Source organism: Paenibacillus sp. TSA_86.1 (assembly GCF_052691815.1).
Map to the genome: position 1 here is coordinate 44,721 of NZ_JBQZGE010000002.1, position 22,849 is coordinate 67,569.

15 protein-coding genes are annotated in these 22,849 nt (G+C 46.7%); all 15 read left to right on the forward strand.

From position 1 onward, the window contains the following. The 15 genes from ACUTVW_RS06470 (at position 1) to ACUTVW_RS06540 (ending at position 22,839) form a co-directional block, all read left to right on the forward strand. Positions 1-621 carry an S-layer homology domain-containing protein gene (locus tag ACUTVW_RS06470; protein WP_445645040.1) on the forward strand — a complete coding sequence of 207 codons (621 nt, stop codon included), beginning with the start codon at positions 1-3 and terminating at the stop codon, positions 619-621. A gap of 3 nt (positions 622-624) precedes the next feature. Beyond that, positions 625-1,668, forward strand: a complete 1,044-nt coding sequence (locus tag ACUTVW_RS06475; protein WP_445645041.1) for an S-layer homology domain-containing protein — start codon at positions 625-627, stop codon at positions 1,666-1,668. 14 nt (positions 1,669-1,682) lie between these two features. After that, positions 1,683-5,168 (forward strand): peptidoglycan DD-metalloendopeptidase family protein, encoded by a 3,486-nt coding sequence (locus ACUTVW_RS06480; protein ID WP_445645042.1) that lies wholly within the window; start codon positions 1,683-1,685, stop codon positions 5,166-5,168. Between the two features lie 85 nt (positions 5,169-5,253). Beyond that, the gene (locus ACUTVW_RS06485; RefSeq protein WP_445645043.1) at positions 5,254-5,670 is read left to right on the forward strand and encodes a hypothetical protein; all 417 of its coding nucleotides are present in this window, start codon (positions 5,254-5,256) and stop codon (positions 5,668-5,670) included. 3 nt (positions 5,671-5,673) lie between these two features. After that, positions 5,674-6,060, forward strand: coding sequence for a Low copy number virion structural protein (locus ACUTVW_RS06490; protein WP_445645044.1), 387 nt, complete (start codon positions 5,674-5,676; stop codon positions 6,058-6,060). 15 nt (positions 6,061-6,075) lie between these two features. After that, positions 6,076-8,736 carry a PKD domain-containing protein gene (locus ACUTVW_RS06495; protein WP_445645045.1) on the forward strand — a complete coding sequence of 887 codons (2,661 nt, stop codon included), beginning with the start codon at positions 6,076-6,078 and terminating at the stop codon, positions 8,734-8,736. A gap of 54 nt (positions 8,737-8,790) precedes the next feature. Beyond that, a complete protein-coding gene (locus tag ACUTVW_RS06500) occupies positions 8,791-10,275 on the forward strand; it encodes a hypothetical protein (protein ID WP_445645046.1) in 1,485 nt (494 codons plus the stop codon). An 87-nt stretch (positions 10,276-10,362) separates the two neighbouring features. After that, complete coding sequence (locus ACUTVW_RS06505; protein WP_445645047.1) at positions 10,363-12,183, forward strand: hypothetical protein; 1,821 nt, start codon at positions 10,363-10,365, stop codon at positions 12,181-12,183. Between the two features lie 26 nt (positions 12,184-12,209). Then, positions 12,210-16,181 carry a hypothetical protein gene (locus tag ACUTVW_RS06510; RefSeq protein WP_445645048.1) on the forward strand — a complete coding sequence of 1,324 codons (3,972 nt, stop codon included), beginning with the start codon at positions 12,210-12,212 and terminating at the stop codon, positions 16,179-16,181. 10 nt (positions 16,182-16,191) lie between these two features. Continuing rightward, the gene (locus tag ACUTVW_RS06515; RefSeq protein ID WP_445645049.1) at positions 16,192-17,274 is read left to right on the forward strand and encodes a cell adhesion protein; all 1,083 of its coding nucleotides are present in this window, start codon (positions 16,192-16,194) and stop codon (positions 17,272-17,274) included. A gap of 14 nt (positions 17,275-17,288) precedes the next feature. Then, positions 17,289-18,128 carry a hypothetical protein gene (locus tag ACUTVW_RS06520; RefSeq protein WP_445645050.1) on the forward strand — a complete coding sequence of 280 codons (840 nt, stop codon included), beginning with the start codon at positions 17,289-17,291 and terminating at the stop codon, positions 18,126-18,128. Positions 18,129-18,231: 103 nt separating this feature from the next. Further along, the gene (locus ACUTVW_RS06525; protein WP_445645051.1) at positions 18,232-19,464 is read left to right on the forward strand and encodes a hypothetical protein; all 1,233 of its coding nucleotides are present in this window, start codon (positions 18,232-18,234) and stop codon (positions 19,462-19,464) included. Between the two features lie 175 nt (positions 19,465-19,639). Continuing rightward, positions 19,640-20,113 carry a hypothetical protein gene (locus ACUTVW_RS06530; protein ID WP_445645052.1) on the forward strand — a complete coding sequence of 158 codons (474 nt, stop codon included), beginning with the start codon at positions 19,640-19,642 and terminating at the stop codon, positions 20,111-20,113. 38 nt (positions 20,114-20,151) lie between these two features. Continuing rightward, positions 20,152-20,766 carry a hypothetical protein gene (locus ACUTVW_RS06535; RefSeq protein WP_445645053.1) on the forward strand — a complete coding sequence of 205 codons (615 nt, stop codon included), beginning with the start codon at positions 20,152-20,154 and terminating at the stop codon, positions 20,764-20,766. A 33-nt stretch (positions 20,767-20,799) separates the two neighbouring features. Further along, a complete protein-coding gene (locus ACUTVW_RS06540) occupies positions 20,800-22,839 on the forward strand; it encodes a hypothetical protein (protein WP_445645054.1) in 2,040 nt (679 codons plus the stop codon). Positions 22,840-22,849: the final 10 nt, after the last annotated feature.

Genomic DNA, 22,849 nt, shown 5'->3' on the forward strand with positions numbered 1-22,849 from the left:
ATGACACAACAAAATAACCTCTTGTCAGAGGATTCGGTATATAAGAAGAAACTGTTTTACGATAACGGAGTCCAGTTTAGTCAGGTCAAGGCAAAGCTGATTACGGAGTACAAACCGCCGACGCCTTACCTGAAGACCCATGTCAACCAGACCTTGGCATCTTCTGCAGGACTTGTGCAGAACGGAACGTCTCATTATAACGCTACCCTAACCATGCTGTTTTATTCTAAGAAGGAATATGCTGACTGGCTTCAGTTCATCGGCTCTCAACATAAGTATTACGACGAGAAAGGTACAGTTTACATCGGCATCGTGACCGGAGAACCCGATATTAAAACCGCTGAGATGGAAACGAAGTACATTGTAACCATCGGCATGTCTCTCGTCCGCAAGCAAGATTTTGAGTACAAGTACATGACAGAGTTCATTGATATCGAAAATCATTGGGCAAACAAGTATATCGACAATATGCAACAGCTTGGACTTATCGCAACGAACTGGGAAGCAGACGGGGAGTCGGTTGTTTACTTCCGTCCGGACGAAGCGGCTACAAGAGCAGAATCCATTACGTTCCTGATGCGGACATATCGACACGTAGACAAGTTGCTGAGGGGGTACTAAGAAATGAAAAGATGGATTGACGTAGATCCGCTGGATTGGTATTACCGTGACACACTTGAGATTACCCGTTTGAGAACGGATTTGACGGGTGACGTAGAGGTTTTAAGCGGCATGACGTACAACGTGTTCAAAGAAGGGTACGAACGAATGGTCAAGCGGTTCGTGACCGTAAGCGGACAACAAGAGTTTCTTATACCTGATTACAAATACCACTTGAACAATCCGGTGTTCGTCATCGTGAACGGGGTGGAGGTTCTTCCTGAGAAGGTAGAGAACGGAAAAGTGACAATGACCAATCCGCTGTCGGCGGGCATTGAAGTTGTGGTCATTGCTTATGGCATCCCTGATCGGAAAGATATCGGGTGTGTCAATACCCCTTACAACGAATCAGGCGACTACCGGATGCCACACGCTACCCTGAAGTATGCTTCTACATACCATTTCAGTTACAGCAACCAACCGGAGTCTTGTACAGTCCTTGGCGTGAAGCTGAAGAGACTTCTCGTCACCGTTGGCGCAGGAAGTGATGCGGGCGTGGTTATCCGGAACGCGATCGGATTTCAGCGTGACGTGTTTGTTATTCATAAAGGTGAAGTTTACTTGCCATACATGTACAATGGCTTCCCTGCTGTCATAGGGTATAACGCCGTAATTAAAAAGGTTAGTAGACGTACAAGTGAAACGGTCGTCGTGGAATCAGGGCGAGTGACGTACAACGATCGATTTTTCGGAGACGTTCGTATTCGTCGCGGAGACTTTTTCGCACTCATGAGCCGTATTTACGAGAACCTGCACAATCGGTACACCGACCGTGCATTCACATACAATGATACGCCGCTGAGACCGATTGTGGATAAGGATGTTATCCTTTCCAAATGGTACTCGAAAGATGTACTAACCTTGTTAGATGAAAAATTTCATGACGGGTGTTATGTGTTCCCGCTTTATGAAGATGGTAAGTTTGAACCGGAAGCATGTATTACAAGAGCGGAAGCCGTAACCTTCCTCAACAGATTGATCGAGTGGATTACGGAGAAATATAGATAAGGTAGGTGGCTAAAGTGGCTTATGTATCTAACGTTAATTACCCTTCAAGGCAATTGCTACAAGGAATTATGGAGCGTGTGAACGCGCTAGGGAACGAGCCGAAGGTAATCGTAGAGTTAGACAAAACATCATATGTGCGGGGCTTTCGTAGAAAATACGATGCAGTTCAGTACGTGGTAGACAGTGCAGTGAATGATATGCTGTCCATCGACAAAGCGGAGAAAATTACGAACTACGTTGACGGTACGCTGATTGATACCAGCACCGATCTGAGGAACGCAGACTTCTCCATGCCAATAAAAGCAAGTTCAACGATGCACGGGAAAGAGAATGGCAAGCGTACCATCAACGGGATGTATATCACCGACTGGTTCGAGACAGACCCTCGCTGTTCCCGTAAGAAGCATAAAGGGATTGACCTTGACCTTGCGATGAACGACCCTGTATACGCTGTATGGGCAGGTACAGTAACCATCGCCAGAACCTTGAGAGGGTATGGTAAAGTCGTCTACGTCAATCACGGAAACGGATGGCAGACAAGGTATGCTCACTTAAACAAAATCAGTGTCAGTGTGGGAGATAAGGTTAACGCGGGTAGTCTTGTAGGTCTGGGAGGCAACACCGGACACTCCATCTCCAGTGGTGGCGGTGACGGAACACACTTACACTTTGAAGTACGATTTAACGACGTAGCACAGAATCCTGAACCGTTCCTGCGGGGCAAGAAAACCATCCAGACAGCAAGCAAGAAAATCGACCGAAGGAACATTCAGGATGCTTCTGTTTTAATGGACGCTTCAGGGGGAATGGCAGACTCGACCTCCTACGTGGAATACAATATGGAAGCAACGGCATATGTATCAGATTGCCCCGGCTGTACTGGAACCACAAAGGGCGGAACTGACGTAACAACATGGCAGAACTGGAAGATCATCGCGGTAGATCCCTCTCTTATTCCTTTGAAGAGTAAAGTAGAACTGATTGTCAATGGAACGAGTTGGGGAGAGTATCTTGCGGATGACACGGGCGGGGATATCAAAGGCAACCGGATTGACATTCTTTATGATACGAAGGCGAATGCCCTCAAGTTTGGAAGGAGGCCCGTTGTTGTAAGAGTCAAGTCCTGGGGCGATGGTAAATCAAGATCGGCAGACTCGGCGGGAGATGCCAGCATCGACAAGGAAATCGTCACGTACCAATACAACAGGACAACCACTAAACAAACTTACTTCAAGGATTTCACAAGCAAGAAGACTACACTTGATGTGAAGAAGTACACAGAGAATAACGGTGCAGTACAGATGACCGTTGTTGATGACAAAACTTCGATGAACGTTCTCGGATTTAACGGAACGGGAGGGGCAGGTCAGGCCAAGACGCTGGTTTTCGAGCATGATTGGTTTAAGGCAGGAAACCTTGGCTGGGCATACTTCTCTGACCTTGAACTGGATGACACCATGATCGTCACAGTGAATGATTACGAAGTCGTTCGTATCAACGGGGTTAGTGCTAAAAACGGAGTGGCATACCCACCTTCCATCCCGATGCCCAAAGGACATAACGTGGTGAAATTCACTTTTGCCAATTCCGCGAAAGCATCGAGAGGAAAGTTCGGTATTTTATGGCTCAGAGCGAAAGAGTTCGATGTAGAGACCGTTGAGTCGAAGGCAATGTGGGACTTTGAAGATGGAATGAACAGTGCCAACCAATGGACTCCGTACAGCACAGTCATACAGAAGGACAAGGGAGATTATCAGGCAATCTCGACCAGCGGAGGTGAAGCAGGGATCGAGCGGCTAGGTAAAATCAAGAAGTTTCCGTTTACGATTAACTTTAGCCTAAAGACAGCGGCGGGTACAAGCGGTAAGTTAGTTATTAGTGATGGAACGAAGGGTTTCCTTCTGAACATCAAAGATGACCAAATTTATACTTCTGGTGGCGGCACGTATAGACTAAATACGACTTCTGATTTTATCGAGTACACAGTAGTCTGCCATGATCAAACAGATATCGATGTGTATGTGAAGATAAATGATGTCTGGGTCAACACCGGAATCCGTGGGGCGGCATTCGACTACCCGTACCAAAGCAGAATCCTGTTTGCAGTGACGGATGGAACGATGTATCTCGATAGTGTGAAGTACGCTTCCAACGACTACGCCATCGAGCAACTAGCTACTGCCATCGGTGATACGTATGACGAGAAGTGGTACGAAGTTGGGGACTTCGTTTATGAGGACATGTACTCCATCGATAAGGATGTAATGAGTTGGGAAATCAACACACATCTCGATGCGACTATCAGCACCGCACGGCTAACGCTGGACAACTCTTCCGGTATTTATTCTCCATCTTGGGAGCGTAGACCAGAGTTCCCTGACTCATTTAAGACTGACAAGTCTCCGTTGAGTTATTACGAAGAAGGGGAACTGCGGCATGTTATAAGCGAGTACACTCCAATCCGGATTTATGCGGGATACGGGGAAGAAGTTGTCCGTGTATTCACCGGAATGATTAAAGGCGAAATTACGGAGAACTCCGAAGATAAGACCATCTCGTTTAGCTGCGTGGACAGGTACGACATGCTTGAGGAGTTTATCTTCTACAAACCTATGCAATACCCACCGGAAGAAGCTTATTCAGGAGATAGCGGGGCGTTCTCCTGGATTAAATCAAGCATTGTAGAAGATATTGTTGTCCATGCAGGAATGAGCACGTGGAAGTTTCATTCGGAGGATATGAGCAACCCTGACTACGTAATTGAGGACACCGTTTACATTGACGTAAACAAAGGGAAGGGCACCTTCATGAAATTCAATGAGAGCGGAGAACTGGAAGCCGTAACTCAGGAGCATATTATGGAAGTGGGCGGCTGGCAGAATCCGTTCGTGGCAAGTGTATCCTTCCCAATAGGTACAAACGCTGCAGATGCCGTACAGTCCCTTATCCAAGATATTCCTTACCGTGTCTACTGCGACAGATATGGGACGTTCCGAATGGAGAAGATGGATTTCCTCGATTCACCAGACTGGGCTATGGTAGCGGGCATGAAGTGGGAGTTCATTGATGGAGAGAACCTACTGGAGGTTACTTCTTCTACGGATTACTCCCGTGTCAGAAATCACTTGATGATTTCCGGTACAGCGGGTATCGTGGAACACTTCTTCGACAAATCTCTGATTATCGCAACCAAGGGGAATATCCGCACGGCGGGCGCTCAGTTGGACTGGATTGAAGAGATCGATGGAAACTCCTTAAGAGACTTGAAGGAGGACGTAGCCAATAAGATTTTCTTTGATTACAAACGTCAGGCAAGAACGAAGAACGTCGTAGTCAAAGGTAATCCGTTAATCGAATTGCTGGACTCTGTCTACGTATACGATTCCAAGACGTTCACTGCCAATTACTTCCTGGTTAAAGGGAACAGAATCGTCGGTAACAGCGATGGCATCGTCAACTACCTGGAGTTGACGTGGCAGTCTATATCAGAAGTAGGATAACCACATAAGCAGGGAGCACTTACGCTTAAGGCGCTAATTGTTCCCTGCTTTTTCTTATAATGCTATGGAAGGTGAGGTGTATGCTATGGACACTAGAAACTTTGTAAACTCGAATGAAATCTACCCCATACTCGATTTAATTCGTAGGGAGATGAAGAAATCCGGTCTGTACACTGGCGGCGATGATTTAACTGTCATGGACGCACTTGTAGAACCGAATGTAATTAACGTGGAAGCCCGCAGAGAATCGGCAGGTTATTCTGCTCTCGTAACCTCTGTGGTATATACATACGATAATGGTGTAATCGAAGTTCTGACCCTTGAACGGGATGAGAATTTAATCGTGGAAGGTTTTCTGATAGAGATTACATATCCTTCCTTAGTCAATGAGGAATTAGAAGAGGAAACGGATATCGCATCTTTCAGCACGGTCAGAGCGACTATTATTAGAGAGAACGGATTATTTAAAAATCTGGAACTCGAATATATTAAGGCGGTGTAGTGAATGTCTAGCGGAGCAAATTTTGCAAGTTATTTGGTAGGCGGTAGACTCGACCCTCCTTTTATGCCTACCAAAACGAACCCGTACATTGAAGGAATTATGATAGAGTCCCAAATGGCGGGCAAGATTGAACACAAGCTGACCATACAAGAAGATTGTGAGTTGCTTTCCGTTGCAGTCGGCGTATCCAATTATGAAGCAAGGGACTATTGGAACTTGTACGTAGGGGAACGGCTGGTGTGTAAGAACATTTACACAAAGGATTTACCGGAGGGTATGTACCTGACGGCGATTATCCCGTGTAAGCAGGGAACGCAATTTCATTTTGAGTTCTTCAATGAGGGCGGCAAGCCTAAAGTGGTATGGGCTAACTACCAAACTCTCAAATAGAAAGGAGGTGATGAAATGGCAGATACGTCATACCAGCCAACGCCGTGGCTCGACACGACCATCAACGAAGAGTTCCTGCTGGAAGGGCTTGCTGGAATCATGACAACCAACGGCTGGACAAAGGTAGCAGAGTTTACTAAGGTAGCCTACTCCAACAAGCTGACCAAGCCAACAATCAAGCGTTTCTACCTTCCGTTGGCTAACCCTGTAATAGATTTGCCGAAGATACTGAACGATGATTACTACATCTTCCTTGATGGGGAGATTGCTCCAACATCCTATTATACAGCGGTCAAGAACACGGACGAAACTACCACGATTACCTTTGAAGCCGGGGTATCCGGTCAGGTAGCGATCTACTACAGTACGGTCGGCTCAGCGGACATCTTCGACTTCTATGTGACCAAGCATATCGTCGTCAGAAATATATCAGGAAACTTGTTCGGCATGGCGATGCTGGCTCACATTAATGAGCAGATTGGACGGACGGGCTGTAAAGTACCCTTCGCAATCTATGACAAGAATGCCGATTACGGGACTCAGTTGACACCGCAGGACAGCGGCGTATTCTCTTGGGCTATTCAGAAGGCTAACGAAGATGCGCTCTTTGAGCGACACACGCTTTACTTTTATCAGCTTGAGAAGTGGATTGGAAACGGGAAGATGCTGGTTGGGTGGGAGAATGTCAATGAATTGAAACGGGTGGCTTTGGATGTTGAGGTACAGACAAGCATGTGGGGTCTGGACAACAATACAAACGCGCTTCAGTCAAGAATTACGGATTCCTTCCCGCAGATGTACCAGTCACCCATAGTCACGTCCCGTACAAGAATTCCTCAGCTTGAGCACACGGAAAAGATTGCTTTCGTTGACGTGAAATTTACGAACTGGTGGGACGATAGTAAGGTGTTCGTCAAAGGATTTGTAGACGGTAAGTCGCTCATGCTGATTATTGTTGCGGACACTGCTCCGGTGTGGGATGACAACGCCGTACCTGCGATTCCTCTTTACATGGGAGACTTTGATGTGAGCGGTTTGACAGAAGAGGTTATTAATCGGGATATCACGTTCGACTTCTACCGGAAGCAAACGAAGACTTCCACAATTATCTCAGGTAAGCCGATGGTCAATGCAGGTTCGTATGTAAAGGTATGGCTAATGGGTGACACGGACGGCGACATGCCTGACGAAGCTGTCACGCTGACCATTGCAGGACAGGAGATAGGGAAGTTCAATACGATCGGAGCGGTAGAGCCGACAAGTAACAAGAACGATGCTGAGTTGATGGGGCAGTTCGATATTACGGGAATCGAGGGCATGTCCTCTGTAACCATTGAAGCAGTGAGTGGAGATGGAGTGAGTGGTTATACGCCGGTATCCGGCCGGATGTTCCTTGAGATCCATATCGAGACCAATCGAAACGCTGAAGGCGCACCGTCTGCCTTATTCTCAGGGACGGGATACAACAAGGATGGAGCTACCTCAGAAGCCGCTCTCAAGCAGTCCGGTAAGTTCAATTATGACGATGCCAGCATCAAGCAAGAGATTTTGCTTCCTGTTATGAAGGAGTATCCGCACTTCCCAAGTAACGGTATTGACTCCATTATGGTCAAGCGAAATAAGTTCGGCGCAAGGTATCAGGCGCATTACCTGTCTTGGAATGTGCCTTCTAATTCTATGCCACCGCTAAGAGAAAATGCTGACAACCATAAACACCCAAGGGCTTGGAAAGATTACATAAACGAGCAGTACAAGTATCAGTTCAGTCCGTCAAGATACAGCGGGAAAGCCCATTCATCCCGTGCACTTCTGGTTCATCCTGAAGATGGTACGTTCGGAACACTGCGAAATGTTATTTTAACTTCTCCCCTAACTATAATGAATGGTGACGAGTTAAAGGCTGTGAGAGATTACTGTGACGACGAGAACAGGTATGAGGTTTACTCTTACTATTTGGTCGAAGGAATCTCCCCACTGACAAAGAGACCTGCAACGCCATACAGACCTGCCGCTCTCGGCATCCTGAAGGCGGGGTACACTCTCCCTGAGATTCCTCCTGCACCGCCTGAACCCCCAGCTCTGATCCTGTCTATCGACCCTGCTTACTCAAGCATAGAACAGGACACGGCAATCAGGTTCACATCGCTGTACAGCAAGCATTCCCCGATTACGAATTACAAGTGGGAAGTGGCGAGTGATGTGAAAAAGGGCTTGTATACAGTCGATAATGCAACGTTTACGTTCAACAATGTCGGCATGTATACGGTCAAGCTTACCGTGTGGAATGAGGTAGGTCAGCAGGCAACGGCTACGGCAACCATAACGGTAACTGCCAAATACGTGCCGCCACCACCGCCACCGCCACCACCGGCTAATACATTGCAGTGCGGTAGGGTGAACGATTCCGGCGGCGGGGCTTATACGGAGAAACTGCATGAGATGGGCAACTCATCTGGACGGGTCGTTATCACCTACAACATGTATGGGGTAGCTGACCGTATGGATGTTTACTATCAGAACCAGTTGCTTGCCAGCACCAACGGGGAAGTATCTAACGGAGGTTCGCTTCAATTCCAGTACAGTCCTGTTGGCGGCGTAACGCAAATAAAGGTGGTCATGTCCTCCAGTTCAGGGTCAGGTTCGTCATGGGAATACTTGGTAAACTGCCCTGTGTAACAGCAGGGCTTGCCATATAAAGCTTAAGCTAATAAGCAAAGGGGTGCTATTTAAATGCCATTTATCGACACAACTCCTGCATCGTTTACCCCAAAGGTAACGGAACAGGATATTCAACCTCGGTTGGGAGACCTACTTGCTACTCAAGGTTGGGAGACAGTCGCCAATTTTAAGAAAGTAGTTTTTGACGCAGGAATTATGCGGAGCACGTACACCGGTCCAAATTCGGCCGACATTGCGATCTACGTGGCAGAGCACTTCATTTACAAGAACACCGCGGGTAAGATGTTTGGCGTAGCTGTTCTTGGTACATGGAGTCAGAACCTTGGTCAACTTCGGAAGTTAAACAAATCACCTGATTCCGTAGCTCCGGCTCCTGCAACACTTGCGGTGTTCTCGGAATGGGCTACAAACGAGTTCCGTAAGTATCGTTCCCCTCAGACTCTGTACTTCTACATGGTGGAGAAGTTAGCGGGGCTTATGCCTAACTACTCTGATATAACACTGCCTTGGATTAACACAGGTGACCTGAAAAGGGCGGCTCTGGATATCGAAGTAGAATCGGCAGGTTGGGTAGCCACAGGCACAGGAACGATGCCTACCTTCACTGTATCTAAAGCTGAAGGTAGTCGGATGCAGTCTCCCATCATGCAAGCTGGTCTTCGTACCAACCTTTTAGAAAACTACCACGACGACAGTATCAACTATGCGATCCAAAATACCAACTGGTGGGCTGACTCGGAAATCTCTATTAAAGGTCACTTGAACGGAGATAGCCTGTTTTTCATTATCCAATGTGACAACGTACCTGCACCGGAAGGAAACCTTGTTCCAATCATTCCTCTCTACTTCGGTAAGCTGGATGCCATTGAAGAAGGTGATGATGCCTACGCCATGTTCGCAGGTAGTGTACCAATCGTGACACAGACAGGCTCAGCGGGGCTGACGGCCATTGCTGAGTACGACTTCGATGATACAACGAAGAGACAACCAAACATCATGCCGCTGATGAAATCGTACCCTAAGAATCCTGCGAACGGATTGGATAACGTTATGGTCAGCCGTGGTAAACTCGGTGCTCGATATCAGGCATACTACCTGTCCTGGAACGCTCCAGCCAACGCCATCCCTCCAATGCGTACTTCGCAGGATGGTAAGCGAGACTACCCGCGGGCTTGGAACAACGCTGAGAATCCTCTTTACAAGTATTCCTTTAATCCTTCTCGATATAGCGGTAAAGTTCACACTTCCAAGCTATACGTGGTTCATCCAGAAGAAGGGGTAAGGGGAGCGTTGAAAGACACCATCGCATTTTCGGCGCTGTCCTTTAATGCAAACAAACTGCGTGTGAAGAAGGAGCATTGCCCTGACGAATTCGATGTATTCCGTTATTTCCTGGTTGAGGGTGTATCCCCACTGACAAGTAAACCGGGAACTCAGTATCGTCCAGCAGGTATCGGCTTGTACTTAAATACGGTAGATGACGAAGGCGTAGAGGTCACTCCGACACCTGCACCGACACAGCCTACAACCCCATAACAATATACCCCTGTCATTAATCCTATTAAAATCATCTTTTTAATTAGAATAAATGACGGGGGAATTCAAAACGAGAGGTGATTTATCGTGAGTTGGTTTGATGGAGATTCCACGATTCAGTTATTCCCTAAAGACCTTGAAGCCATGTTTAACTCCAAGGGATGGGATACATTCATTAAGTACCGCTCCGTATCTCAGGACGGTCAGAAATTCGCAGAAGTTCGCTTGTTCCGGTCTCTCGGCTCGGACAACCAAATGCGGAACTTCGGCATGGTTTACGGATACGGCAAAAAAAACAAGCCAACCTTGGGTGAGCAAGAATTTATTTCACAGAACTCCGTCCTTGGTGCGTTGCTTGTAAACGAGACATTAAACACGAAGTTCCACTTTCAAGTGTTCCCTGTACTCAAAGATTCCGTAATTGTCTATAAGAACGGTAACGCGGTTGCTTCGACTGACTACGTTCTGGATGAAATGAACGGTATCATCACATTCACGTCCGCACCGTTGTCTACTGACGCGATTACTGCAAACTATTCCCCATCTCCAATCGCACCTCAGCCAGTGAAGCGTATGTACTTCTTCACATTTGATGATGTGCGGGGCGAACGAATCGTACAAGGCGTTAGCGGTTCTGTAGTAGTTGGTGACCCTGAATCCATTTTACCGGATGGTGATGGGACTCGTAAGTTATTCCAAATTCCAACAGTCGCGACGATTAAAGCGGACACTGTAAGGGTTTATGTGAATCAGGTAGAACAGGACGCAAATTTATACACTGTTGACTACAGCAATAATAGTGTAACGTTCGTTGGCAAAGCACCAGACGCAGGCGCAGAATTACATGCATCCTACATCAGAATTCTGAATGCCACTGGAAACGAAACGCTGAATTACGGTGATATCACAGTCAAGAACTTTGACCCCGATAAACCGAATGATCTTATGAACGCTGTTTACTCTTCCATTTACTACATCTACCCATCTCTACCGACGGCATTGTCATTCACTCCATTGCAGAACTTTGATAGAGGATGGCAACGTGATAGTACGATGTACTATTGGGGGAATGTGACCAAAGACCGAATCGTAATGTTTTTCCGTCCAGATCCTACTCCGGGCGCTGAGAATACTTACTTCGCTCCGTTGTACATCGGGAGACTAACGACTCTGGGTAAGTCTCCTCGTAAGAACAACGTCATTATCTCCGGTTGCCGGGAAGCCGATGAAGTTGTTTGGAAGAAGGATATGAAGTTAGGTGCAGTTTATGTGGACTACGGTAATAACACATCCAACGGAAACCGCGGGGTACAGCTTCAGCAGTCCATTGGTGGTACTTATTACCAACAGCATTACCTCGCATTCATAACGCACGATAAAAACGTTGATGCGGGCGAATCACGCTTTAATCCATCGGTTTATAGTGGGAAATATCATATTTCTCCGATGTACATCGTTCACCCGAATGATGGTTTTGTAGGCAAGTTGGACGAATGTTACGCCGTACACCCTAAGAACATTTCCCAACTCGATGAACTTGAGGTCGTGGAGACATCCGACCATGAGGAAGTAGGCAAGGGTACTGGTTTTAACAAAGTATTCCATATGGCGCACTCACCTTCTCTGAAGGATGACGGAACTCCGTTTATGTTGGAAGTTCAGGTGGATTGTGTAGACCAAGTGCTCGGCACAGACTACACGGTTGATATCGAGACGAAGACAATCAACTTCCTTGAGGGAAAAGCACCTGCGGCTGAATCGGAAGTCCTTGCTACTTACGAGTACAAGCAACTTTACCGTTACACGTTAGCAGACACACCTGTCAGCCCGTTCACACTGGCTAACATGTCGCCGTTTGCTCCAATCGGTCTTGGCATCCTGAAAGAGACGTTGAAGAAGAACTCGTAATAAATAGCAAGGGAGGTTGGCGGTGAATGATGAACGGTAAGAAATCTTACCTAATCAGCTTCACCGCCCTTTTTTCTAAAAAGGGCTATGAACTGACAATTGGGTTTGAGCAGATTATCCAAGCTAGCAATCAATATCACCTGACCGCTCCCGTTAACAGTACCTATCGAACACTGATTGAAGATACCATGAAGAGCGCAAATAAAGTACCTCACTCGGCTACCGGGTTATTTGGGCGGCTAGGAAGTGCTGAGTACGTCACTCCATATGACGGTTTTGAGGTCGAGACTGTAGTTGCTTCTATTGTATCGTACCTGTCGGGCATCCATAAGTATTTTAACGGCGAAACAGTAACGGATGTAACAACAGAAGAACAACAGTGCGTACGTAGGCTAGAGCAGGTATTTGATGCTGAAGGTGCGGCAGTGAGTGAAGGTAGTCGCATAGATCAATTTTCACTTCTTGATGAAATGTCTTCCGGTGATCTTTATGATGTTAAGGTCTCCGTAGAAGAAGGGAACAGGGTTTCCATTTCTCTGTCTAATAAACAGAGCATCGTTCACGTACTTGAATCCGCTATATCGGGTACATCGTATGACACACACATGGGTGGTATGGAATCGGCAGAGAATGGTGTTCGGTTGAATGTTGAAGAAGGACGGGCAATCCTATCCAACATCGTCCGCAGTATTTTAGATGGAGAGATTGCTTTATCCAGCATAGCAACGCATGACCCTAACATCAACTTGGTGGGTGAGTTGTCTCGTACAGAGACAAGTGAGTTAGGGTTTTACAGGGCAATGGGGGAGACCTCCCCTTTAGAGTACGCAGTCCTCGTAAGTGAGGGAAGTGAGCAAGGTTACGAACTGGCAGAGATTGCTGTAAAAAAATCTTCGTTGGAAGACGATGTGCTTGCGGATCCTCAGCTAGAGGGTTCTCTCGGGCACAGGGAGAAAGCGAGCCGGAAGGAAGTCACGGAAGATGCTTTCGTTTCCCGCACAGAGATGGGACGTTCGGGTATGGTATCTGACGCTCAGACCGGGGCACCAGTTTATGCTGAGAAGCAGAATGAAGCTGAACTTACGCTTACCACATTAGCCGATACATATGGCGGTGAAGCTGAGATACATGAGTACATGCTGGCAGAAACCCTTCATAGCGAACCTGCTCTACTGAGCAAGTTTGTGTTGGTATATACACATAAGGATGCTGACCTTGAGACTTTTACTGAGGTTCATACTTATCAGAATGCTGATGCTCAGGAGTTCATCCAGACGGATGTGGTCATGCAAGCAAGCCAGCAAAGCGAAGCGAAGGGCGAGTTGATTCAACCGATTTACGATGGTCAGGTGAAAGGTGTCATGGCACAGGGTGAGAATATACAGCATGCCGAAATGCAAGATAGTTTGATGTATGAGACCTTGATTTACGCCCACGTACAGACGGACGAGCAGACTGCCGCTGTTACCTACGAAAATGGTCAAAACTTTGAATCCTTATCTATGTTCACCTCTTTTCTAAAGGAAGCTAGAATCGAATCTACACAGCCTGTGGACACAAGTGTTTCAGCCGATATGCAGGAGTTTTTGACTTATGATACAAGGCAGGAGAGCAAAATTGAGACATTAACGAAAGCCGATAGTTGGGCTAACTCGATGCTCCTGATTGAACAGACTTTGACGGCTGACACAAGATATGAGGGTGGGCTTCCCCTTGAAATGGAAAGCGTTAAGGTTGAGATGGAGTACTTGGCGGGCATTGAAAAATTAGAACAATCGTACTATTACGATAAGCATATCGCTATTTCCTCCTTATCAGGCGCAGATAGCATCAAGAATGCTACTGAGAACTCTCTTACAGTTGCAGAATATACTTCTGACACGAACAAAGCAGGACGTTTTACAGACGCTTCCAGTGCTATTGGAGACAATGCCGGTTATCTTGAACTGTTTTCCCAAGGACTCGCCATACAGGAATATAGAGCTGACATTCACGTTGACGATTTTACACATGTTACTTACGTGAGCGGAGATGCAGTTATCCAGCTTATCCATGACGCAGAAGTGTATGTAGACGGTAACTCACTGGTTGATAGATTCATGGATTCTACTAAAACGAGCGACATGAAGGAAGCTGGAGTAGAAGAGTGGACGGAAGCCGGTATGACAGAGCGTGTGCAAGCCGAATTGGAGTCCCTATATACGTTCGAGCAGATTCATGGAGCGATTGCAGAATCCCCTGAAATTTTGAAGGCTGTACGGCTCATGGAAATCATGTACGGCTCGAAGGCTGCTGATTTCATTGAAGCAGGAATGGGAAGCATCATCCAAGATAGTATTACTCAAGGCTTTACTCGAGCCGATTTTCCTGCTATCACGCAGACGGTAATAGAGAAGATGAAACAGGCGGGATCAGGAGTGACGGTCATCGCTTCCAATCAAAACGAAGTTCAGGCCGAACACAACAAGGGTGCAGATTTGCTTGTAGAATCTCCGACGACCGGTCGATATGTCTTAGAACCGCAAGGTACTATACCGCAGGAAATGTTAAGTGCTTCTTTACTTGATCTTAACCGGACCGGAGACATTACTGAAATCAGTAAGGCAATCGCCGAAGCCAACAAGCACATCGGGATTATTCAAAAGCTGGACACAGGAGAGCAGAAGAGCTTTGGTGAAGGGATTAAACCGACAGCACTCACAGCTGCAGAACCCGACATTACAAGAAATGGTGTAATCCAATTCCACGAAACCGCGTTATCGGACCCTATGGCTGAAGGCGCAGGGACAAGGCTCGAGACAGCGTTATCGGACCCAATGGCTGAAGGCGTAAGGACAAGGCTTGAGACTGCACTGTCGGACTCCGTTACTGAAGGTGTGAGCGCAAGACTTGAAACAGGCTCGGCAGGCCTGGAGTACGAAGGTATAGTAATAAGACCGGAAACGGCTGCTCAAGAAGCAACCCATGCTGACGGCATTATGCAGAACATAGAGATGGCGGTACAGTCCAATAGCAAACATGTTGGGTATGAGCACAAACCGGAGACTGCCTTTAATAATACAAGCGTGGACGGTGTGCGGCAAGGTATTAGTCTGGGAGAACTGCGAACAGATAGAGATGTAGTGATCCGTGAAATCGAAGGCGCTCGAATTAGTGATGGGAACTCACCTACGTCTATTCAGGAGTTGGAGAGTGCCTGGCAGAGCGATGTCGCGAAGGAGACAGTTCTTGGCGAAGAAGTTATGGCAACGTTCACAGACAAGGGATATGAAGCAGTGGTGTCCAAGATAGAGGGGGCTACACACAGCGAGACGAATGACGCAATTGTGGCGGGCATTGAAGGAGCAACGTTCTCTAGTTCTGAAGATGCTGTCGTTCATCAAGGAGAAACAGCCGAATTCCATGATGGCTCGACAATCAGCATTATTCACGAGAATGAATCTGCTTATATTGATGATAGCAGTAAAGTCGGAACTATCTCGGAAATGGAGGTAGCGACAACAACAGCCCATGCTGAAGCAGTCGTACATAATTCTGAGGAAGCTGTAAGCGACAAGGAAACGGATGCACTGATTCAAGCAGGAGAACTCGCTGAATATAGTCCGCACCAAGACCTTGCGGTCATTGAACAATTGGAATCAGGAACACGGAAGAGGTTACAACTTGAGACCGACATTCAAGATAACTCCGAAGTAACGAATAACCGTGAACCTATCGAGACGCATATCAGCGAACCGGAAGAAGCCGCTCGACCTACTAAGGCGATTGAGGTGGGCATTGAGCAAGCAGAGAAAGCCGACAGACCTAAGCGAGTTCTCGAAGTTGATATTGACCAAGCAGACGAAGCAGAACGCCCTAAGCGTGTCATCGAGACGACCATCGAGAAGTCTGAGGGCGGCATGATCAAGACACCTGAAGAACCGAAGAAACCTCGAATCTGGCTCATCATCGGTAAGATCGCTTCTTGGAGCATTTGGAACTGGAAGAAAACAAGGTAGGTGATAATAATTGGGAATCTATAAGAAGTCGAGTGGCTTAATCTTCGATGACAGGTTCGATAGCGGGAGTATTCATTCCCGCTATACCCTTTCACCTAGTGATGCTGTTTCAATCGACAATGCTTTAGGACAGGTCATCATGCCGCACACTGAAAGCGGTACTTCGATCATGTTTGATGTCCCTGAAGAACAGACCCTTCTAATGGAAGTGACCGCAGACTACGTGCCGACAGAGTTGCTAGATGAAGGCGGTATTATTATTTGGCAGGACGGGTATCATCGGTTGGAGTTCCTTGAAAGCAAGGACACAACCACAAGAGAGTATAGTCGTTGGCGGGCACTTAAGAGAGGTAACAAATGGACGTTTTACGCCAATCGTGGTAGTGGTTGGGAGATATTCGATACTGCTCCCATGGTTGCTGAGAAGATGGGTGTGATCCTAAAGCACCGTGCAGAGACGAACTTCGATACCCTGAACCTCGATAGAATGGTTGTTTGTAAGAGCGACAAAATAACGATAGGTAATCTACCCATGGGATACTCGGTTTATCTGTGTGACCCTGATGGATATTCGGTGGCTTCGGCCGTGGTCGAGCCCAGCTGGACAGGTTGTGAGATTGAACTTCCCTTGATGCCTTATAACGGGATGATCAGGGTTTACGATACGGAAGGAACACTCCTATCGAGTCTTGGCGCATTTGACATCTACGGTGGGGACATTTTCCTATTCGGCACTGAACTGAAGGTCGCCTGGAACGGCAGGGAACTTAATAAGGAGACTGACACGTATCTTGGAACGATGTACGACAATCAGATTCTTGTTCAGATGGTACTTCAGAACCCTTCCAAGGAGAAACCTGCAAATACGATATCCCTTGGCATCCTAAAGTACATGGAGACGTTTGGATACGAGTGGGCAGATATTTGCGAAGATGATGGAGCAGATATGCCGACAGGGGATTTCTCGAAGCTTCTGGACATGGGTAGTTTGCCACCTCTTGGGGAACGAAAGTTCTGGATGAAAGTCGAGAAGATGGAAGACCGCTTCCAGATTAAACCTCTGCACTTTATTCTGGACATTAACCATACGTAAGGAGGTGAGCGTAAATGGCAGGAACTAAGATGACCCTGCGCCGCTATGGTGGCGGCGAGTTTCAGTATTGGGACGAGCAAGAAATCATCGTAGACGAGCAGTACCTCGCGTTAGAGCGCGGGCTGTTCCTTTACCTTGACCATGAATATCGTATGGGCACGAAGCAATTAGATGTGTATTTTAACGGGGTGCACTTGCTGGAAGGCGGCGGCTACGAAGAGATTGACCCCACAACTATCCGTCTGGACTTGGGCAAGTATGAAGGCGACACGCCGTATGCCGGACACACTGTACAGCTACAGGCAGGCGATGAAATACTCATCCGTACTTGGAAGCCTGAATACCGTCAAGGAAATGACAACATTGACGGGCTCAGGTTCTTGGCTCTTGAAGAAGAAGTACATAAGGCTAGGCAATACAAGGACGGAGATGCTCCCTACAATAGTCTTGACGACCGTCTCGATTCTATTGAGCGGCGGGTAGAATCAAAGACAATGGTGTTCGTCATGAGTCGGGTATTCGATGGTGTAGCCAAGCTAGTCATGAGATTCCCGTATGAGGGAGATATCACTGAGGTTTACGCTTCTACATCACGTGAAGGGGTAGCAGACACCGCATTCCAGATTGAGAAATGCTCTCAGGAAAGCTACGACAGCGCAACCCCGGTGTGGGAGACAATCTTCCATAGCAATCTTGTGGTGGATGGGACTGAGCGTTCTAGTAGAACGTCAAGTAGACCTTACGCTATATCCGTTCCTCGAATCAACAAGGATGATCATTTCCGCATTAACGTGGTCGAACGGGGCGAAGGTATTGAGGGTGTGACTATAGAATTAATGGTTCGGCTCAGGTAGTAACTCGGTTTACCATCTATCAATAAAATGTTGGATTACTTACTTATAATGTATTTGCGGTAGAGGAATACACCGCTAGATGATAATAAGAGAGGTGAAGAATATGGCAGGAACTAGAGGTATTGCTAGATTCCGTGGCGAGCAGTTGAACAACAAGTTGATGCGTAACAACCACTTCGATGTTGCCAACAAAATCAATGAAAAGTACTTGGATATTGATTTCCATGCTCATCGTGAATCCCTTGAAGATACCAAAATCGACGTATTCGTTCAAAAGAACGCGATTGCAGTTGGTGCGGGTCTGAGCTCCATCACAATTACGTCTGACATTCTGAACACTGTCGTAGCAGCAGATTCCAACAGCGAAGGAACTGTTGTCGGTAAAGAACTCGAGATACGTAAGAATGGGTCGCAAGACTTCCCGTTCATTGATGAAGACGGCGATCGAGTTTACGCTAAAGTCCGTGAGGATGCAGGAGAGTTCTACCTCGACTTCTTCAGTGAGGTCGCGGGAGCGGAAGCCCCTTACACGTTCGTGGATGCTGTAACCATTGACTACAAGTACATTACTCGTACTAACTTGTCTGTAATCCCTGTTGACGCTATTGTTAGCGGCGGGGCCGGTCTCGTAGCCGATGCTGTTGACGCTAAGGCCTACATGAACCTTAAGCAGTTGATGAAGGATATTTACGGCGGATCCGGAACTCTGGACAATGATGGTAATGCTAACCTTACCACGAACATTGTGCAACAAATTGCCAACGAGATTCAAGCACGTACGGATGCTGATACAGCTATCCGTAACGACTTGGTATCCACAGCGGCTACTAAAGGAGCAAGCCTTGTCGGTGTGGTCGTTGACCCTAACTACGATGGTGCTAATGTACAGGCTGTCCTGGCTGACCTTGCACAGCGTTTGGTTGATGTTGATACACTGACTACTGGTATTGCTGACCGTGACGCTGACTCGGCTAATGGTTACTTTAAAGCGGGAGACTTCGGCACGGCTGAGGGGCGTATCGTTAACCTCGAGACTGTCGCTGATGCTGAGTTTAAAGCTCAGAACAACCGCTTGGTGAAGCTTGAAACTGAGGATCAAGAAGAAGTGTTTGAAGCGGCGGGTGGCGAGACGGAGTATGTCTTCGTAAACGGTCTGGCTAAACCCAAGACTGTCCTTTTGTTCATTAACGGTCAAGTACAGACACCTGGCATCAACTTCGATTACCTTGTAGACGGTAACGGAGCAGTCCGTGGTGTGGACTTTACACCTGAGACGTTGAAGGTTACTGATGGAATTCCTGATGTACTGTTTGTTAAGTACAAGAAAATTCTCTAGTCGTTAGACCCCTTAATCGGGGTCTTTTTATTTGTACTGATATTTGACTATAAAAGGCCCAATATAGAAGTAGTAGTGTACACAGCAATTGTTAAGGTTTCACCTGCTCAACTTATATTGTTTATAGCTTGACAAGAACGAAGTCGAGAAATAAGCAATATAGGGAGGAAATACAATGCCAGCACCAATAGTTTCTTGGTATACATCCGATAACTCTTCGCAAGTAACACAATGGGATATCGGTACGGTTGACGCAGGTTCGTTGTCCACTACCTTTACGGTACTGATTTGGAATAACCGTGGCGGTTCGACAGCAGTGTCCGATATGCAGAACTGTACACTTACAACTAAGGATAGTTCGGGCGGTAACACAGGTGAACTTGTTACCAATACTTGGATTGAGGTTAAAGTTGACTCTCTGTCCGAAACTGCGTTCACGGCTGTAGGTGGAACGGTTACGAAAGATATCCGAGCTACGAAGTCCGACACTCCTGCGAAAACAATTAAAGGGCCGGCTAATGACGGTAACGTTAATACAGCTAACACAACCGCAAACTTCTCGAAAGTCACTCTTCGTGCGAACGTACCCCCAACGGCTACAGCAGGCTTAGTAACATTCCTGACACGTGTATCCTACCAGTACACGTAATAAATTGACTTCAATACAATGAAGGAGGAAATTGTAATATGTTTTCGATTTTCAATGAGCACAACGGGGTCTCTCCTGTAGGACAAGACTTTATATGGGTGGGTGAGTACGATGACGGTACTTACCTATCCGAATTTAACTTTGACACACAAGAAGAGAACAGCTTTTACGATATTCAGCGAGACAGGTTGGTTCGATTCGGTGTCATAGGTCACGGTAGCAAGTTTTTCTTCGAGAGTGACGGGGTATTCAACCTTGGCGGCATCGGCATAGAAGTTATTTACAAGGACGGAGACAAGGAGTATAACCTTACGGGTCACTCAGGAAAGTGTAATGATGTCATCACCTACAAGGATGCTGAATCAACTGTAAATTTTGCAAGTGGTCGGGGCGGCACAATTGCTGATACTACTATAACTCAATATAACTTCGGGTATAAGTCTGTTATTGAAATTGACGGAGTAACATTCCAGTTCAAGGCTACGTGTAAAATCCCATTCGGTCAGCCAATACTCCTTAACTTCTGGCTAGTCGCAGACCAAAAGATGGACGGTGTACTCCTGATTAAGAAGAATAATCGCATTGCTACAGAACTCAAAGCACCACTCAGAAAAGGCGTGGGCGGCGAAGTCAATTTCGGACTGTCTTCCTAAGACAGTCTTTTTCTATATAAGGAGGAAACGTTCATGCCATATCCAATTGGTGACTTAGTTTTTACAGGTCAGGCGACTTCCCAAACACTTGCGGGGAACATTGCTGACGTGATGGTTGGAGATAAATACATATACGTTGCTTACCAAAACTTGAACACTGTATATGTTTACAATAAAAACTCTGACGGTACTCTCGGTTCATATGTCAGAAGCCGCAATTGGGTCAGCGATGACGGTTATATTTCGTACATTTGTGCCAGTGGAAATTCTGTACCTTACGGATATGCCGTGTTCACAGAAAATGGCCAGGACTACATTGTTGGGTGGTCGAGTAGCCACAGCCTTTTGTTTATGTGGACTATTAGACAGAGTGACCAAGCCGTTGTTGGCCGTGTTCAGTACAACGCCCCCACATCTATGGCTGGTTATGGTCGTGGTGGTTGGGATGGCGGGCAGTACGTATGGTTCTGGAACAGGAACGATTATGGTCTTTATAAATGGGACTTAAACAACAAGAAAGAGGCTATGGTAAGAACATGCACCATAGCAGGTGGTGGTTACTCGTTAGACTCAAGCTATACAGGGAGCGGTCTGTACGTTACGGGAGACAAAGCTTATTGGGGTTCAGGCTCAAACGAAACGGATGGTCTCCTTGGTTGCTTTGATGTGAATACAGGGGCACTTGTAGGAAGCAAGATGACATACTCCAACCTACGCTCTTTTGGAGTAACTGCAATCAACGGGGCAGCGGGATGTATTCAGCTTAACCCTACACAACCCGGCATAGCTTACTACTTTTACTACGCTAATACACTCAAGACATTATTTCTCACGACTCTTGACGTGGATAATACAACCATCCCTACTACGGCTCACGGAAATGACATAGCAATAAAGTTCGACATTACCAGTGACTTGAGGGTGGGCTCTACTTCAGCAACGTTTCGTGCCTTAATAAACGGGACTGAATTAAATACCTTTGCACCTTTACTACCACTTCCAGTGACTAATAATAGCGTGACAATTCCAATCTCTCTCACGAACATTGGGGCGAACACACTAACTTTAGAGTTGAAGGATAACTATGGCGGTATAATCAAAAAGGTGTTTACTATCACCGTAACCAATGACCAACCTAGTATATTGACTTCCGTATCCAGTGCCACTACCCACAAAGAGAACGTTGTTTTTGAAGCCATAGTAACGGACGAACCAACAGACTTAATGACTTACAGAATTCTATTGAACGACGTTCCTCTGGACGATTGGACAGTATCGGGATACAACTCCCCGCTTGTTGTTAGACGTTCGTTCAGATCTGACCAATTAAACATGGGTACGAACGAAGTTAAGATTGAAGTGAAAGATAACTTTAAGACCAACACTACCGTAGTGTCCGGTCAAAGCACCATCACCAAACTTAACAAGAAGCCAGAGGTCAGTGTAGTCATGAAAGGAAACACGTTATACATGGACTTTAATGACCCTGACGGAGACCAAGTAAGATTCAGAGTGTTACTGAATGGGAAGCAGGTTATTCCAGAATCAGGGCACTCCATTCCATTCCCTTCTCCAACGTCGATCATGTACACATTACCCAAGAAAGAAGTCATCACTAACCAATCCAACACGATTGTTGTGGAGGTGATTGATTCGGCGGGCGATACAGACATGTGGGTGAGTACAGGAGTACTAGGATACAGCGGATTGATGTTTAAAGACGCGGAAAGCAACTTCTACACGAGCGACTTCGGTACTCTTCTTAAGCACCTAAATGTTGGAGTCCTTTATGCAAGAGAGCAGTCAGGGATCTATGAAATTACTGTAGAGAACACCTTGGGGTATCCTGTGAAGAACATTAAGCTGACACCCATTCAAGGAGACCTTGACCCTGTATCCGAGAAGGTTGAAATAAGCCAAAGTAATGCACCGTTTTCTCCTGAGAGTGAGCTTCTTTACCCTGACTCATACGACACAGGAGACACACTGAAGTTTTACGTTCGATTGACTATGAACGACGATGCGGTTGGCGGCGGAAACTTCAAGATTAAAGTAACAGGCAATGCCCTGTAGGAAGAGAGGT